General features: G+C 43.5%; 13 protein-coding genes. 2 read left to right on the top strand and 11 right to left on the bottom strand.

What is annotated here, in order from left to right; translation table 11 throughout:
• Together KZ793_RS13970 and KZ793_RS13965 are read right to left on the bottom strand one after the other, a co-directional pair.
• Window positions 1–1,410 (bottom strand): filamentous hemagglutinin N-terminal domain-containing protein (locus KZ793_RS13970; protein WP_225815886.1); only part of this gene is annotated, 1,410 nt, incomplete at its 3' end.
• A 1,191-nt stretch (window positions 1,411–2,601) separates the two neighbouring features.
• Window positions 2,602–3,216: a LysE family translocator gene (locus KZ793_RS13965; protein ID WP_225815885.1), complete on the bottom strand. Its 615-nt coding sequence runs from the start codon at window positions 3,214–3,216 to the stop codon at window positions 2,602–2,604.
• Between the two features lie 178 nt (window positions 3,217–3,394).
• Between KZ793_RS13965 and folA the strand changes: the two genes are divergently transcribed.
• Window positions 3,395–3,880, top strand: coding sequence for a type 3 dihydrofolate reductase (gene folA / locus KZ793_RS13960; protein WP_225815884.1), 486 nt, complete (start codon window positions 3,395–3,397; stop codon window positions 3,878–3,880).
• A gap of 55 nt (window positions 3,881–3,935) precedes the next feature.
• Here folA and apaH read toward each other — a convergent pair whose 3' ends face one another.
• From apaH to lptD, 6 genes are all read right to left on the bottom strand, one after another.
• Window positions 3,936–4,751, bottom strand: a complete 816-nt coding sequence (gene apaH / locus KZ793_RS13955) for a bis(5'-nucleosyl)-tetraphosphatase (symmetrical) ApaH (RefSeq protein ID WP_225815883.1) — start codon at window positions 4,749–4,751, stop codon at window positions 3,936–3,938.
• 2 nt (window positions 4,752–4,753) lie between these two features.
• Window positions 4,754–5,131: a Co2+/Mg2+ efflux protein ApaG gene (gene apaG, locus KZ793_RS13950; protein ID WP_225815882.1), complete on the bottom strand. Its 378-nt coding sequence runs from the start codon at window positions 5,129–5,131 to the stop codon at window positions 4,754–4,756.
• Between the two features lie 12 nt (window positions 5,132–5,143).
• Window positions 5,144–5,962, bottom strand: coding sequence for a 16S rRNA (adenine(1518)-N(6)/adenine(1519)-N(6))-dimethyltransferase RsmA (gene rsmA / locus KZ793_RS13945; protein WP_036843833.1), 819 nt, complete (start codon window positions 5,960–5,962; stop codon window positions 5,144–5,146).
• Entirely contained in the window at window positions 5,955–6,974 is a 1,020-nt protein-coding gene (pdxA, locus tag KZ793_RS13940; RefSeq protein WP_225815881.1) for a 4-hydroxythreonine-4-phosphate dehydrogenase PdxA, read from the bottom strand. The genes rsmA and pdxA overlap by 8 nt, the downstream gene beginning before the upstream one ends.
• Window positions 6,952–8,253, bottom strand: a complete 1,302-nt coding sequence (gene surA / locus KZ793_RS13935; RefSeq protein ID WP_225815880.1) for a peptidylprolyl isomerase SurA — start codon at window positions 8,251–8,253, stop codon at window positions 6,952–6,954. The genes pdxA and surA overlap by 23 nt, the downstream gene beginning before the upstream one ends.
• 69 nt (window positions 8,254–8,322) lie before the next feature.
• Entirely contained in the window at window positions 8,323–10,647 is a 2,325-nt protein-coding gene (gene lptD, locus KZ793_RS13930; protein WP_225815879.1) for an LPS assembly protein LptD, read from the bottom strand.
• A 184-nt stretch (window positions 10,648–10,831) separates the two neighbouring features.
• Here lptD and djlA point away from each other — a divergent pair, with 184 nt between their 5' ends.
• Window positions 10,832–11,653: a co-chaperone DjlA gene (gene djlA / locus KZ793_RS13925; RefSeq protein WP_225815878.1), complete on the top strand. Its 822-nt coding sequence runs from the start codon at window positions 10,832–10,834 to the stop codon at window positions 11,651–11,653.
• A gap of 235 nt (window positions 11,654–11,888) precedes the next feature.
• Here djlA and rluA read toward each other — a convergent pair whose 3' ends face one another.
• From rluA to KZ793_RS13910, 3 genes are all read right to left on the bottom strand, one after another.
• Window positions 11,889–12,539, bottom strand: a complete 651-nt coding sequence (gene rluA, locus KZ793_RS13920; protein ID WP_225815877.1) for a bifunctional tRNA pseudouridine(32) synthase/23S rRNA pseudouridine(746) synthase RluA — start codon at window positions 12,537–12,539, stop codon at window positions 11,889–11,891.
• A gap of 96 nt (window positions 12,540–12,635) precedes the next feature.
• The gene (gene rapA, locus KZ793_RS13915) at window positions 12,636–15,542 is read right to left on the bottom strand and encodes an RNA polymerase-associated protein RapA (RefSeq protein ID WP_225815876.1); all 2,907 of its coding nucleotides are present in this window, start codon (window positions 15,540–15,542) and stop codon (window positions 12,636–12,638) included.
• Window positions 15,543–15,738: 196 nt separating this feature from the next.
• Window positions 15,739–15,951 carry a hypothetical protein gene (locus KZ793_RS13910; protein ID WP_225815875.1) on the bottom strand — a complete coding sequence of 71 codons (213 nt, stop codon included), beginning with the start codon at window positions 15,949–15,951 and terminating at the stop codon, window positions 15,739–15,741.
• Window positions 15,952–15,999: the final 48 nt, after the last annotated feature.

The following is a 15,999-nucleotide window of genomic DNA, read 5'->3' as shown; positions in this document are numbered from 1 at the left end:
TCTGGTTTCAGTTCTGGCGTGATTTACATGAATTCCACCCTCTGTAATATTATCTCGACTAAAATCAACACGTCCAAACCATTTCTTAGGCAGTGGCGTTATTAATTCAGCCTCATGAATAACCGGGTTTCCAAAATCACATGTTTCCGTTTCACGAACAATCCTGTTTTTATCTGTTGAATCGGGTGTTAATTCCTTGTTTTTAACAATAAAAACATCACGCACATTATTAAGTTTTTGGGTCCTGACAACCAAATCTCCCTTCACCGTCTTTATCGTCGCAGATCTATTCTCAATTAGAGTGCTCTTATTTCCCTGAGCATCCTTCTGAATCCACATATTATTATTGGCTTGCAGAAGTGCTTTATCACCGGTATTACGCACAGTATCACTAAATATCCGTGCATCCCGGCCCGCAGTGACACGCCCTTTATTATCCAATTGAGTATTTGCCAGCGTAATATCCCGTTCTGCCTGTACCTTGATATTAGGGGCAATATGAGTTTCTCTGGCACTGAGGTTGAAATCCGTTTTGGCTTTGGCATTTCCCAGTTCAATTTTGCCATTAACATTTAAGGTAATATCACGCTGGTGACTGGTTAACTCTTTTAAATTCACACCCACGCCATCTTCCGTGGCAATCAGGCGGATTTTATTGGCATACATGCCACCTAATGCTTTGGTGTCAACCGCTAATTGGGGTTTAGTTCCTTCTCCAGCAATAGGTTTAACTGTGCCGTCTTTTAAGCTAATTCGGTTAGCGCCTTGTGTCAGGGAGAGGTTATTTGCCTGAATTTTTCCATTTAATTCCGTCGCCCGACTGATAATATCGACATAATCCGTCGCCTTGCCATCTAACCCTTTACCGCCAATGGTGATTTGGCCTTTTTTAACCTCTAATGCTTCCAACGCGCCTTGTTTATCAAATTGGGGTTTACCCGTGGTCAGTGTGGCACTGGCCGTATTAATAAAGCCACAGCCATCACAGGTAATGCCGTTGGGGTTGGCAATCATCATATTGGCTTTATTGCCGAAAATTTCCAACCGGCCTTGCAGGTTAGATTGTCCGCTGCCGGTCACTTCATTAATAATCAGTTCCGCTGCTTTTCCATGCAGATTAGGGTTAGCGTTAAGTTGTCCGGCCAGTTGTGATTGAGCCGCTTGAGTGGCGTTATTCAGTACGGCACCCTGAGTGGCAACGTTAAATTCTTTATAGGTGTTGTGAGATATCCCCGCGTCATTCGGCGTAGCAATATTCACCACCGGGACATTGCCCTGATTTTGTACCTGCGTATGGTTATTGTCCGGTGTTATTCCCGCAGCCATCGCCGGGTGGAGTGGCTGAATTGCCGTCAGGTAAATTAAAAGATAACTCGTGCCTCTCGCCACAGAGTTGTTGCGTTTACTCATTGTACTTTCCCTTTTGTTTACTTTAAGTGTGACAAAGTCAGTGATACTGACCAATAAGTGACCCGGTTCTGTGGTCAGGCTGCGGTGAGAAAATAGTCATCTTTCCACAGAAAATATTGATGATTTAATAGTTACATCATTAAACCATTCTAATGTGTAATTAACTGACTGTCAGAATGGATAGTATGAAATGTGATCAGCGATCGGTTTTTTAATCCTGATAATGGGGAATCTGTTATATTAAATGCTGGAAAATCACGATAAGGATAGAGATGTTATTTCCTTACGCCAGCTATGATTCTTTCAGTTTTTGCGTGAGGGTTTCTGGCAATCGGGCCAGGGCAAGCTGCCACGATGAAAAGGCCAGTAGAAAGTTTCATCATTAAAGGTAAGAGGTCGTAATGAAAGATTTTTTAAAGCAGGTAAAAAACGCAATGCTATACTGATATTGGAAGAGAAAATGTCAGGAAAAACGAGTTTTAAGCTGATAAAGGAGGTGACGAAATAATAGTATTAACCCAATAACAAGAATATGAGATTATATTAAAACCTTTTACAGGATTAACCAGATTAAGCAAATCGGCATCCATTAATGCCATATTTTAACAGGGACAGAATGGTTAAAAACAGCTTATTCCTTTTCGTATTTTAGACGATGCTATCCTCAGATTATTCTATATTTATTTAACTTGGCATGGTCATTTAAAAGTGAAAACACAGAGAGATTAAGGCTTTTATATAAGTACTGAGTTTAACACAATAAGGAAATTTTTTAGTCAGAAAGTTAATTGCATTTAATCGAAGCCCATTAATTATGAATAGAGAGTTGAAAAGAAATCAGCAAACAAAAGAATACTATCTATAAAGGCTGATATTCAGGTGCTTTCTCACCATCATTTCAAAAAAATAATTCAATAAAAAATAGATAAAATGGCTAATTAGACAGGGTTTAAGTCCTGAAAAAGGGTAAATATGAATAGATTAATCAAAAAATATATTTTCTAAAAGGAGCTGGATTTAATAACGTTTTCAACCGAGGAATAAATTTTTTCATGAACCAATTAAATAATTGATTGTAAAAACCGGAATAATAAAATCTCTGAATAAATCAGAGCTGGATTTTGAGGTGCGCTCTGTTAAGCGCACTTTTTTATGCTTATTGAAAACTTAAAGGGAAGGAATCACTGTCTGTTATCCCAGTGCTACTTTGACACCTAATCCAATCAAAACGATGCCTAGTAGTTTATCGATAATCTTCTGAGCTTTAGCTAATCCGCAGCGTACCGGCGCACTCTGGATCAATATGACTAACAGTGGCCAATAGATGACCGACAATCCCCAGATAATAGAGGCATACCACAATTTCTCACTAACACCAGAATTGACATTTAGCAACTGAGTAAATATTGCCAGGAAGAACAATGTTGCTTTGGGATTGAGCAAATTACATAAGAACCCCTGCATAAACGCTTTTTTGAAAGTAACAATCTGCTGTGGTTGATCATCAAAAGTGAGAGTATTCCCACCGCGAGAAAGCAGGCTATTGATCCCAATCCAAATAAGATAAGCCGCTCCGGCATATTTCATCAGATTAAATAGCCACGGCGTTGTGGTGATAACAATAGCCAACCCGGCGACGCAATAAGCCATATGGCAAGTGATAGCGGCGATTAAGCCCACTACTGTCATCATGGAGGCAGAACGTTGGTAACGTATGGCATTTTTGACTACCAAAAAGAAATCGGGGCCGGGAGAGAGCATGCCCAATGTTGAGATAGTGATGACGACCAGTGATGTTTCCAGCATAATGTACCCTATAGTTAATATTAGCTTTGTTATTATTTTGATCAATAAATGTCTTAAACGACAAATCAAGTATAAATGAATTTTTTGTACTTAAGAAAGTGTTGATCCTATCGACTGGGTACATCCCTTTCCGTATAGTGTCACCAATTTTTATACTATTTGCCTATAAGGTGACTCAATGAATATCAGCTTGATCGCTGCTTTAGCTATGGATCGGGTTATCGGCATGGAGAATAAAATGCCGTGGAATCTGCCGGGGGATCTGGCCTGGTTTAAACGTAATACATTGAATAAACCCATTATTATGGGGCGAGTGACTTATGAATCCATCGGTCACCCGTTACCGGGAAGACTCAATATTGTATTGAGTAATCAGCCGGGTAATGATGAGCGTGTAACTTGGGTAAGTTCAGTTGATGAAGCATTGGCTGTGGCGGGTGATGCAGAAGAGGTTATGGTCATGGGCGGTGGTAAAGTTTATGACCAATTTATTTCACAAGCGAGTCGTATGTACCTGACACACATCGATGCAGAGGTGATAGGTGATACGCATTTTCCTGACTATGAACCGGATGAATGGGATTCTGAATTTACTGAATACCATGATGCCGATGAATTAAATTCTCACAGTTATTGTTTTGAGATTTTACAACGCCGTCTTTAATTGATAGAACACGCCGATGAGTTTTTTCACGGCGTGCCTGGCTTTAATGCTGTTTTTACTGCGGTAACGGTGATTGTGTAAAATATTGCTTATCTTCCCAACGTAGCATTGTCAGTTGTCCCCCCCAGCAACAACCTGTATCCAATGCATAAAATCTTTCTGATGCTCCCTGACCTTCCAGTGATGCCCAGTGACCGAAAACAATAGAGTATTCTGTTGGGATCTGCTGTGGCAGCTCAAACCAGGGCTTTAATGGCGCGGGAGCACTTTCGGGTTTATCTTTGCAAAGCATATCCAACTGACCATTTGGAAAACAGTAACGCATCCGTGTCAATGCATTGGTACTGAAACGTAAGCGTGCCAGTCCAGAGAGTTCCGGTGACCAGTTATTCGGCATATCCCCATACATTGAATTGAGAAACAGGGGATAGCTGCTACTATTGAGCATGATTTCAACTTCGCCAGCGCATATTTTAGCTGTTTCCAGATCCCATTGGGGCGTAATACCCGCATGTGTCATGACCAGTTTCAGATCATCGTCGCATTGTAATAGCGGTTGTTTGCGTAGCCAATTAATTAATTCGTCTGCATCTGGAGCGGACAATAATTTATTAATTTTATCTTTAGGTTTATTACGGCTGATCCCGGCATAGACGCCTAATAAATGAAGATCATGATTGCCTAATACTATTTTTGCGGCTGAACCTAACTGTTTAACATATCGCAGAACTTCAAGAGAATCTGGGCCACGGGCAACTAAGTCTCCTGTCAGCCATAATGTATCCTTTTTGGGATCGAAATTGGCTTTAGTTAATAAAATGCGTAATTCATGATAGCAGCCATGAATATCACCGATCAGATAGGTAGACATAATTAATTAATCAGAGTTGGGATAGCCAAACGGAAAACCGGAATGGCAACGCGGAATGGATCACCATTGTGATCGACCATTTCATAATGGCCTTGCATCGTGCCTAAAGGCGTTTCCAATATAGCACCACTGGTGTAACGGTATTCGGTACCTGGCTGGATTATAGGTTGCTCACCAACAACACCTTCCCCCTGAACTTCCGTTTGATGGCTATCGCTGTTGGTAATCAGCCAGTAACGATTAATTAACTGGACCTGCTCGCGCCCAAGATTTCGGATAGTGACTGTATAGGCAAAAACGAAACGCTGTTGATCGGGACACGATTGGCTCTCTACATAAACACTTTGTACCTGAATAGAAACTCTGGGCGCATTAATCATGGTTGACTCCTATTATGACTGCATTTCAGGTTGTTCCGATAACCAGTTTGCCATTTTGCAGTATTGCTCAACAGAAATATTCTCTGCGCGTGTACCTGGGTTGATACCAAGTTCTGTGAGCTGTTCTACAGTGAAAAGATCACCGAGGCTATTACGGATAGTTTTACGCCGTTGGTTGAAAGCCTGAGTAGTGATCCGGCTTAGCATACGAATATTTTTGACCGGGTGAGGTATGCTTTTGTGCGGTATCAGACGTACAACGGCTGAATCGACTTTAGGTGCGGGAGTAAACGCGGTTGGCGGTACTTCCAGCACTGGGATAACCTGACAATAATATTGGGCCATGACACTCAAACGTCCGAAAGCTTTGCTACCGGGGCCTGCTACCAGGCGGTTTACTACCTCTTTTTGCAACATAAAATGCATATCAGCAATAGCATTAGTATAGCTGAAAAGGTGAAACATCAATGGCGTGGAAATATTGTAAGGTAAATTACCAAAGACCCGCAGCGGCAACTCTCTTTGTTGAGACAATTCGCTAAAATTAACGGTCATTGCATCTTGCTGGATAATGGTCAGCTTATCTTTTAATTGCGGATGAACTTGCAGACGTGCAGCTAAATCGCGGTCGAGTTCAACCACGGTCATTTTATCCATGCGCTCACCAACCGGTTCTGTCAATGCGCCAAGACCGGGGCCGATTTCCAGCACTGCCTGGCCTGGTTGTGGATTGATAGCGGTAACAATACTATCAATGACAAATTGATCGGTTAAAAAGTTTTGCCCGAAGCGTTTACGGGCGAAGTGCCCTTGGTGGACTCTATTATTCATTACTGTTTTGTATCATTTTAATTGCTAAATTCAATGCGGTGATAAAGCTTCCCACATCAGCTTGACCTGTACCAGCCAGTTCCAATGCTGTGCCATGATCGACAGAAGTACGGATAAACGGCAGGCCCAATGTAATATTCACAGCTCTGCCAAAACCTTGATATTTTAACACGGGTAATCCCTGATCGTGATACATCGAGAGAACGGCGTCTGCATGTTGAAGATATTTAGGCTGGAACAGGGTATCTGCCGGCAAAGGTCCTTCTAATATAAGACCTTCTGCTCTCAGACTTTCTAACACGGGAATAATGACATCAATCTCTTCCCGCCCCATATGACCACCTTCTCCTGCATGGGGATTCAGACCACAAACATAAATACAGGGTTTTGCCAGGCCAAACTTTGTTTTTAAGTCATGGTTAAGGATCGTGATAACTTCCCGCAGACTATCGAAAGTGATGGACTTTGGTACATCAACAATAGGTAGATGAGTCGTTGCCAAGGCAACCCGAAGTTCTTCTGTCGCAAGCATCATGACGACTCGCTGGCATCCACTGCGATCAGCAAAGAATTCGGTATGGCCGATAAAAGGCACGCCGGCATCATTGATATTCCCTTTATGAACCGGTCCTGTGACTAATGCTGAAAACTCTCCATTCAGGCAACCGTCGCAGGCTCTTGCCAGAGTTTCAGTCACATATCTGCCATTTTCTTGATTCAATTCGCCGGTGATTGCGGGTACATGAAGAGGAACTGGCAGTATAGTCAACGTTCCGGCAGCCTGGGGTTCGGGGGTTTTGTCAGCAGAATATTCTTGTAGTTGCAAAGGCAAATTAAGTTGTCTGGCTCTATCGAGAAGCAGGTTGGGGTCTGCACAAGCGACCAACTGCATCGGCCAACTTTGTTGAGCAAGAGCAACCGTTAAATCAGGCCCAACCCCGGCAGGCTCGCCGGGGGTAATAACAATTGGTTTATTGATAAGAATCGGTTTATTGTTGTGCATCGCTGCCATCTAAAATTTTCACATAAGCTGAGGCGCGTTGTTCCTGCATCCAGCTTTGTGCTTCTTCGGTGAATTTACGGTTGAACAACATACGGTAAGCACGATCTTTCTGAGCAGCATCTGTTTTATCAACTTTGCGAGTGTCCAGTAATTGAATTAGATGCCAACCAAAAGATGAGTGAACAGGCTGGCTGATTTCACCTTTGTTCAGTCGCATTAACGCGTCACGGAAAGCAGGATCGTAGATATCAGGGGTACTCCAGCTGAGATCACCACCACGTAAGGCGGAGCCTGGATCGTCTGAAAATTCTTTTGCGGCATCGGCAAAATCGGTTTTTCCGCTGCGAATATCATTGGCGATTTGCTGCAACTTGGTGCGTGCCTGATCATCGGTCATGACAGGGGAAGTTCTCAATAGAATATGGCGGGCGTGAACTTCGGTAACGGCGATGGTTGGATTACCGCCACGGATATCATTGACTTTGAGAATATGGAAACCAACACCGGAACGGATGGGGCCAACAATAGCTCCTTTCTGAGCTGATTGCAGTTGTTCGGCAAACAGGGTTGGTAATTCCTCAAGTCTACTCCAACCCATATTACCGCCTTTCAGTGCTTGTGGATCAGCAGAGTAGGCGATAGCCAATTTACCGAAATCAACTCCATGTTTAAGTTCAGACATAATTTTCTGCACTACCGACATGGCTTTTTCCATTTGTGCCTGATCAGGATTTTCTGGCAATGGGATCAGAATGTGGCTGGTATTCAGTTCGGTATCGTTAGTATTCTGGTTGCTAATTTGTTTAACTAAGGAGTCGATCTCTTGAGGCAAAATGGTGACACGACGGCGAACTTCATTATTGCGCACTTCTGCTATCAGCATCTCTTTACGGATCTGATCTCGGTAAGTATCGAAACTCATTCCGTCAGTAGCAATGCGATGTTTCATTTGATCCACAGTGATGTGGTTCTGGGTTGCAATATTGGCAATAGTAGAATCCAATGCTTGATCAGGAATGGTGATCCCCATCTGTTTTGCCATTTGTAGCAGGATATTATCCATAATCAGACGTTCAAGGATCTGATGACGAAGTATTTGTTCGCCCGGTATTTGCTGGCCGGCATGTTGCGCATCCAGTTTGACAGATTGTAAGCGGTTGTTGATGTCGCTCTCCAGTACCACCCCGTTATTAACAACCGCAGCAATTTTATCCATTTGCTGAGGTGCAGCGAAGGCAGTAGTCACTGAAAACATCAATCCGAAAATGAGCGTTCTCCAGTTCTTCATACTTTTCCCATCATATGTAGGTTCCGCAATAGCGGATTTATCGTGTTTAATATCAAAATGTTATTGGCATCAAAATGCACGTTGGTATGGCATGATGCCAGACTTCAACATTTTCTTGCTACCAAGACTATGATTGTTACTTAAGCCCCGGAGTTCAAAGTTAAATGACCATTTGTTGTCATATTCGCTATTGTTGTCTTTCCAACCAACGATCTTGCGTTCATAGCCAACGTTAACTGCCCAGCAACAAGTGTTGTACTGCAAACCCACTAATTGACTTGCGGGTTGCTGTTCTTTGGTATCGTAGTAGTAAGCACCTACTAAACCCCAGCGATCACTTAACGGCCAACTTGCAACCAGACCGATTTGAGAAATCCCTTGCTGGAAAGCTGGAGCACTCTTAGCGGTAGCTTGGATATAATCTCTGTCAACAAAACGATAGTTCAACTGTACAAGTCGGTCTTCATCACGGCGATATTCTAGTACTGCATTTCCCATCGTTACGTTGCTCAGACGAGTATCGTACTGCATACCACCTTTCAAGCCCCAGGAATCATTAATTTTCCAGTAAGTATCACCTGCCCAAGTCATCATGCCGGTACTATCTTTACTGTTGATAATGGTTTCTTTACCGGTGCGTGGACGTTCAAAGTAATAGATTTGACCTAATGACAGGTTAAAACGTTCAACTAGACCTTCATCATAAAGGCGGGTAGTGAGACCGGTAGTCACTTGATTGGCCGATGAAATACGGTCCAGGCCACCATAAAAACGGTCACGGAACAGGCCATTATAGTCAGTTTGCAGTAAAGATGAGTCGAAGTTATTGATATTATCTTGGTCTTTGTATGGCACATACAGATACTGAACCTGCGGTTCTAGCGTTTGGGTGTAATTGCTGTTCAGGTACGTTGAACGCTCAAATACCATTTTGGCTTCGCTTTTGAACTGTGGCAAAACCCGGTTAACAGATTCTTTATATTCAGCATTCTCAAGAGCCTTGGGAATATCCTGCTGATAGTGAGTTGCCATCAGCTTAACTTCATTATTCATACTGGCCCAGCCATTGGAGAGTGGCAGGTTAATGGAGGGTTCCAGATGCCAGCGGGTTGCTTCCGGGTTATTTTTACCTACACTGGTAAATTTCGCCGCCTGACCATAAACTCTAAGGTCAAATGGCCCCAGATCGTTTTTGTAATAATTCAGATCTAACTGTGGTTCTGCTCTGTAAGCTTTTCTACTGGTATCTTTAGAAAAAATCTGGAACTGTTTAGTTGATAGTGTGGCATTCCAGTTCTGTTGAGCATAGCCCAGACTGAATTTTTGTGTGGCATAGCCATCGGTGGTGGAACCATATTGAGAGCTGAAATCAGAAAAATATTCGGGATCACTGACTTTGGTATAGTCGATATTAAAACGCCATACCCTATCCATCACACCACTGTGTCTCCAATAAAATAACCAGCGATTATCACTTTCTCTGGCGGTACGTGTGTTTGTCTTTTTGTCTTTGACATACTGCTCGTCGTTATTCAGCCAGTCGAGAGCAAGGGTACCTGTGCCTGCTTTGGTTAAGTAACGGAATTCATTATCCAGTTTTAAACCACGTTTACTGATATAGTGCGGTGTAATCGTGGCATCATAATTTGGTGCGATATTCCAGTAATAAGGCAGCAGAAATTCAAAGCCGTCATTTTTGGAATAGCTGGCGTTAGGAATAAGAAAACCGGAACGGCGTTTATTACCGATCGGTAATTGAAGATACGGACTGTAAAATACGGGAACGTTAGCCACCCTGAAACGGGCATTCCATATTTCAGCCACTTCTTCTTCGCGATCGAGAATGACTTCGGAGCCAACAACGCTCCAGCTATCATTACCAGGCAGACAAGAAGTAAAAGTGCCATTATCCAGAATGGCATAACGGTTTTCACCGCGTAGTTTCATTTTGTCTGCGGTGCCGCGTCCCTGACGCCCGACCATCTGATAATCACTCTGATACATATCGGTATCTTTATTATTTAAATTGGACCAAGCGTGTGGACCTTTCAGAATAATCTGGGGATCATCATAATGGACATTGCCCGTTGCAGTTACGGTTCTTAACGGAACTTTATCTTCTGTTTGATCAAGTTGTACCTGATCGGCGGTCAGGGTTTTATTACCCTGTTTGATATTAACATTACCGATAAATTTAGCAGAACTCGGATAATCTGCGCGTGAATCATCTGCCAGAATATTGATAGGGAGTTGATTTAAATCGCCATTAATGATTGGCTGATCATAAACAGGTATACCCAGCATACATTGCGCTGCGAGATCAGCATGTGCATGCTGACCATAAAGTGCGGCCCATACCGTTGTGGCCAGCAAAGTTGGATAACATTTCTTCATAGATATTTATGCGGTTCCGTCATCAGTGGCATTATGCCGGGCAAACCTCAAGAGACTAGCGCACTCGATGAATATGCGCCAGTGTAAAGTCATACCTTTACTTATCTTGCCGTTAGGCACAGAGCTGAATGAATAGTATGATAATGCAAAACTACACTCAGAGCATTGGTGAATTGAGGAGTATATGCATTATTGGGGAAAATTGCTTGGGCTGATCTTTGGTGTTGTGTCTGGAGCAGGCTTCTGGGGTATTGTCATTGGTCTGTTTATTGGCCATATGCTTGATAGAGCCAGTGTACGGAGAAACCAAGGTTTTTTTGCAAATAATCAGTCTCGCCAACTGTTATTTTTCAGCAGTACTTTTCAAGTGATGGGGCATATTACTAAATCAAAAGGGCGAGTGACTGAAACAGATATCCGGCTTGCGAGCCAGTTAATGGAACGAATGCAACTTCACGGACAAGCCAGGATAGCAGCACAGCAGGCTTTTCGTGAAGGTAAAGAGCCCAATTTTCCTTTGCGTGAGACATTAAGACAATTGCGTCGTGCCTGTTTTGGCCGGTCTGACTTAGTTCGCATGTTTTTGGAGATCCAGTTACAGACGGCATTTTCTGATGGTCAATTGCATCCGAATGAGAGAAAGGTGCTGTTTATTATTGCTGATGAACTTGGGATCTCCCGTAACCAATTCGAACAATTCCTTGCCATGATGGAAGGTGGCCGCAATTTCGGTGATGGAGGAGAGTGGCAGCAACGGCAGTATGGCGGTTATCAGAGGGCCACGCAGGGTCCAACACTCGCGGATGCCTGTAAGGTGCTGGGAGTGCGTGAAAAGGATGATACGACGACAATTAAACGTGCCTATCGTAGATTGATGAGTGAACACCATCCGGATAAGCTGGTAGCAAAAGGTTTACCACCGGAAATGATGGAGATTGCTAAACAAAAGGCTCAGTCAATTCAGGCAGCCTATGATCTCATTAAAAAAGAGAAGGGTTTTAAATAGCCCATTTTTTATTTTTAAAAACATATCACTAAATGTATAGGGGAATAACATCCCCTACGGCTGTTGAGTTTATTTTTTATTCCTCTAAAATATTAGAATATTTTATGTTTTATTTTGTTTTAACTTAGGAGGAATGCAAAAAATGTCAAATATCCGTGTTCTTTTGGCTTGTTGTGGCTTGGCCTTGTGTCTGATATTGGCTTCATTAGATTCGGTTACCGTATTTGTCTATTAATTAAAAATCGGCTTTACACTGAAAATGCATTGGCGTTCCATAAACCGGATGTGTGATATATAACTCTTGTGCATGTAATTGCAGGCGAGGTGCCATTGCTCTTGCCTGCTGATGAGCGTAAAACCGGTCTCCCAAAATCGGGTGCTCAAGTGCTAGCATATGCACCCTGAGCTGATGTGAACGACCGGTTATCGGTGAGAGTTTTACTCGGGTTGCCTCATCTTCGTAAGCGAGTACTTCGTATTCAGTCTGGGCTGATTTCCCTGTTTCAAAACACACTTTCTGCTTTGGCCGATTCGGCCAGTCACAAATCAGCGGTAAATCGACAAGACCAGTTTCTGGTTCCAGATGTCCCCAAACCCGTGCAATATAGGTTTTTTCCGGTTCTCGTTCACGGAACTGACGTTTCAATTCACGCTCTGCATCTTTGGTCAATGCAACTACCATTACGCCGCTGGTTGCCATATCCAGCCGGTGAACAGATTCTGCCGCCGGAAACTGTTGTTGTATCCGCGTCATAATGCTGTCTTTATGTTCTTCTGCCCGACCGGGAACAGAAAGTAGCCCACTGGGTTTATTGACCACAATGATATATTGATCCTGATAGAGCACATGTAACCAGGGATAGGTAGGAGGATTATAAGCTTCCATTGAGGCTCCGGTAGCTGAATATCAGGGGAGGAGCGGGAATAGGGTTCTTAGTAAAGGTTACCCTATCCCGGTCCAGCCTCCGGGTATTGCTAATATTTACTGATGTGTAACGACAACAAGGCGAATAGCATCCAGACGCCAACTTGCCTGATTTAAGTTAAGTAGTAACTGTTGGCGATTGGATTCAATGGCTTCCAATTCATCATCACGAATATTTGGATTGACGGCCTTCAATGCTTCCAAACGGGAAAGTTCAGCAGTAAGATTTTCATCTGCTTCCTGTTTTGCTTGTTCAATCAATGATTTTGCCTGAGTTTCTACTAAACCTTCGGCCTGTTGCAAAATAGTGTGAACTTCTTTTTGTACCGCATTGACCAGTTTACTTGCAGTATGACGATTCACTGCATTAAGCTGGCGGTTAAAGCTTTCAAACTCCACTTGACCAGCCAGATCATTGCCTTTCAGGTCCATCAGTATCCGCAATGGCGTTGGTGGAAGGAAACGGGTCAATTGCAGGTGTTTAGGGGCTTGTGCTTCAACTACATAGATCAGTTCTACCAGTAGGGTTCCAACAGGTAATGCTTTATTTTTCAAAAGGGATACCGCACAGCTACCCGTATCACCGGAAAGGATCAGATCCAACCCATTACGGATAATAGGATGCTCCCAACTGATAAACTGGGCATCTTCACGGGACAGTGACTGTTCACGATCAAAAGTGATAGTACAACCATCTTTTGGTAATCCAGGGAAATCTGGGACCAGCATATGATCGGATGGTGTCAGTACTATCATATTGTCATTGCGATCTTCCTGATTGATACCAACGATATCAAATAAGTTGAGAGCGAAGTTCACCAAATCAGTATCATTGTCATACTCTGAAATTTTTTCTGCTAGCTGCAAACCATGCTCGCCACCATTGGAGTTCATTTCCAGCAGCCGGTCACGGCCTTGCTCCAGTTGCTGTTTGAGTTGCTCATGTTGCTGGCGACACTGATCAATAAATTCACCAAATTTTTCCTGGTTATTGGGTTTGGCAAGGTAGTTCAGCAGAGTTTCATAATCGTGATCGTAAATAGTACGACCCGTTGGGCAGGTATGCTCGAATGCATCCAAACCTTCGTGATACCAGTGAATCAGGACTGCTTGGGCGGTATTTTCCAGATAAGGCACACTAATCTGAATATCACGGCTTTGGCCGATACGATCCAGACGTCCGATACGCTGTTCCAATAAATCCGGATTGAATGGTAAATCGAACATCACTAATTGGTTGGCGAACTGGAAGTTGCGGCCTTCTGAGCCAATTTCGGAGCATAGTAATACCTGAGCTCCTTCTTCTTCGGAAGCAAAATAGGCTGCGGCGCGATCACGTTCAATCAGGGATAGACCTTCATGGAAAACAGCACCACGAATCCCTTCGCGCTCACGTAGTACCTGTTCCAATTGCAGAGCGGTGGTTGCTTTAGCACAAATTACCAGTACTTTTTCATGGCGATTTGCCATCAGAAAACCAAGTAGCCACTCTACGCGGGGATCAAAATTCCACCAGGTAGCGTTTTCGCCTTCAAACTCTTGATAAATTTGTTCTGGGTAGAGCATATCCCATGCGCGTGCTTCCAGCGATTTTTTAGCGCCCATAATATCGGAGACTTTAATGGCGGTCTGATATTGGGATGGCAGAGGCAACTTTATCTGGTGCAATTCCCGATGGGGGAAGCCTTTCACACCATTACGGGTATTACGGAACAGAATACGGCTGGTGCCGTGGCGATCCATCAGCATGGAAATCAGTTCACGTCGTGCAGTTTCACTTTCATCACTATTACTATTGGCGGCTTTCAGCAGAGGCTCAATATCCTGCTCACTAATCAACTCACCCATTAGGTTTAATTGATTATTATTAAGTTGTTCACCTGATAACAGCAGTGTGACAGCATCGGCAACTGGACGATATTTTTGTTGTTCGTCAATAAAAGCCTGATAATCGTGGAAACGGTTTGGATCAAGTAGGTGTAAACGGGCAAAATGGCTTTCCTGTCCTAGCTGCTCTGGTGTTGCAGTCAATAGCAGTACACTTGGGATCTGTTCAGCTAATTGTTCGACAACCTGATATTCACGGCTAGGAGCATCCTCGTTCCAGGCCAGATGGTGAGCTTCATCCACCACCATCAGATCCCAGTTGGCTTCAAGCATATGCTCAAAACGCTGTTTATTGCGGCGGACAAAATCCAGTGAACAGAGTACCAATTGTTCTGTTTCAAATGGGTTATCGCTATCGTGTCGTGCTTCGATATAGCGGCTATCATCAAACAGGGCAAAGCGCAAATTGAAACGGCGTAGCATTTCTACCAGCCATTGATGTTGAAGGCTATCCGGCACAATTACCAGAACACGTTCAGCCCGACCGGCCAGCAATTGCTGGTGGATGATCATCCCGGCTTCGATGGTTTTACCCAAACCGACTTCATCAGCCAACAGAACCCTTGGTGCGTAGCGTTTGCCGACTTCATTAGCGATGTGAAGTTGATGAGGGATCAGGCTTGCGCGGATACCCCGCAAACCACTTTCAGCCAGTTTAAATTGCTCGCTTTGATATTTGCGGGCGCGAAAACGTAAGGCAAAGCGGTCCATACGGTCAATCTGACCAGCAAACAGGCGATCCTGTGGTTTGTTAAAGGTAAGTTTACTGTCAAGGAACACTTCGCGCAGACTGATATTTTCTTCCAGAGTATCAAGTCGTGTGCCTGTATAAATCAGCAGATCATTTTCTTGTTGGATTTCATCCACTTTGAGTTGCCAGCCTTCATGGCTGGTGACAACATCCCCCGAGTTAAACATAACACGGGTAATAGGAGAATCATGGCGTGCATAGAGGCGGTTTTCACCGCTGGCAGGAAAGAGCAAAGTGACCATTCGTGCGTCCAGTGCAACAACGGTTCCTAATCCAAGTTCGCTTTCTGTATCGCTGATCCAGCGTTGACCGAGGGTAAATGGCATAAATTTTAACTCAGTTTCTGTTAGATAATGTTATTCATAAGTGGAGGACGACAGCTTTTTATTTGATCTAACGGAGATAATGGGCAGACAGCAAGACACCCCGCTAATCTCCTTATCACTCGTCAAAGGGGCGATATGTTAATGGAAGCAAAGCCGGTCGTCACCTGCAAAAAATAGTCATTACCAAAAGGCGTTACTATCTGTCCGGTGAGCGAAATTGTAAAATCATCCTGTAAAACGGCAGGATAGCATCAGCGATAGGCTGAATTTGCTTGTTAATATCGTGATCATAGTCCGGTGATAAATGCAGATTTTCCAGTAGTTCTGGCTCGGAGAGTGTCATGACATAGCTTATCCTGTCACTATATTTGATACGGCAAAGGCTAGTGATATTACAGATTTTATTCATCTGCTAGCTTTGCTGTTCTCACATGTGGCGGTACATTGTGCTGATAGT

The organism is Photorhabdus antumapuensis, assembly GCF_020387775.1.
GTDB lineage: Bacteria > Pseudomonadota > Gammaproteobacteria > Enterobacterales > Enterobacteriaceae > Photorhabdus > Photorhabdus antumapuensis.
This window is presented reverse-complemented; position numbering and strand designations above follow the sequence as displayed.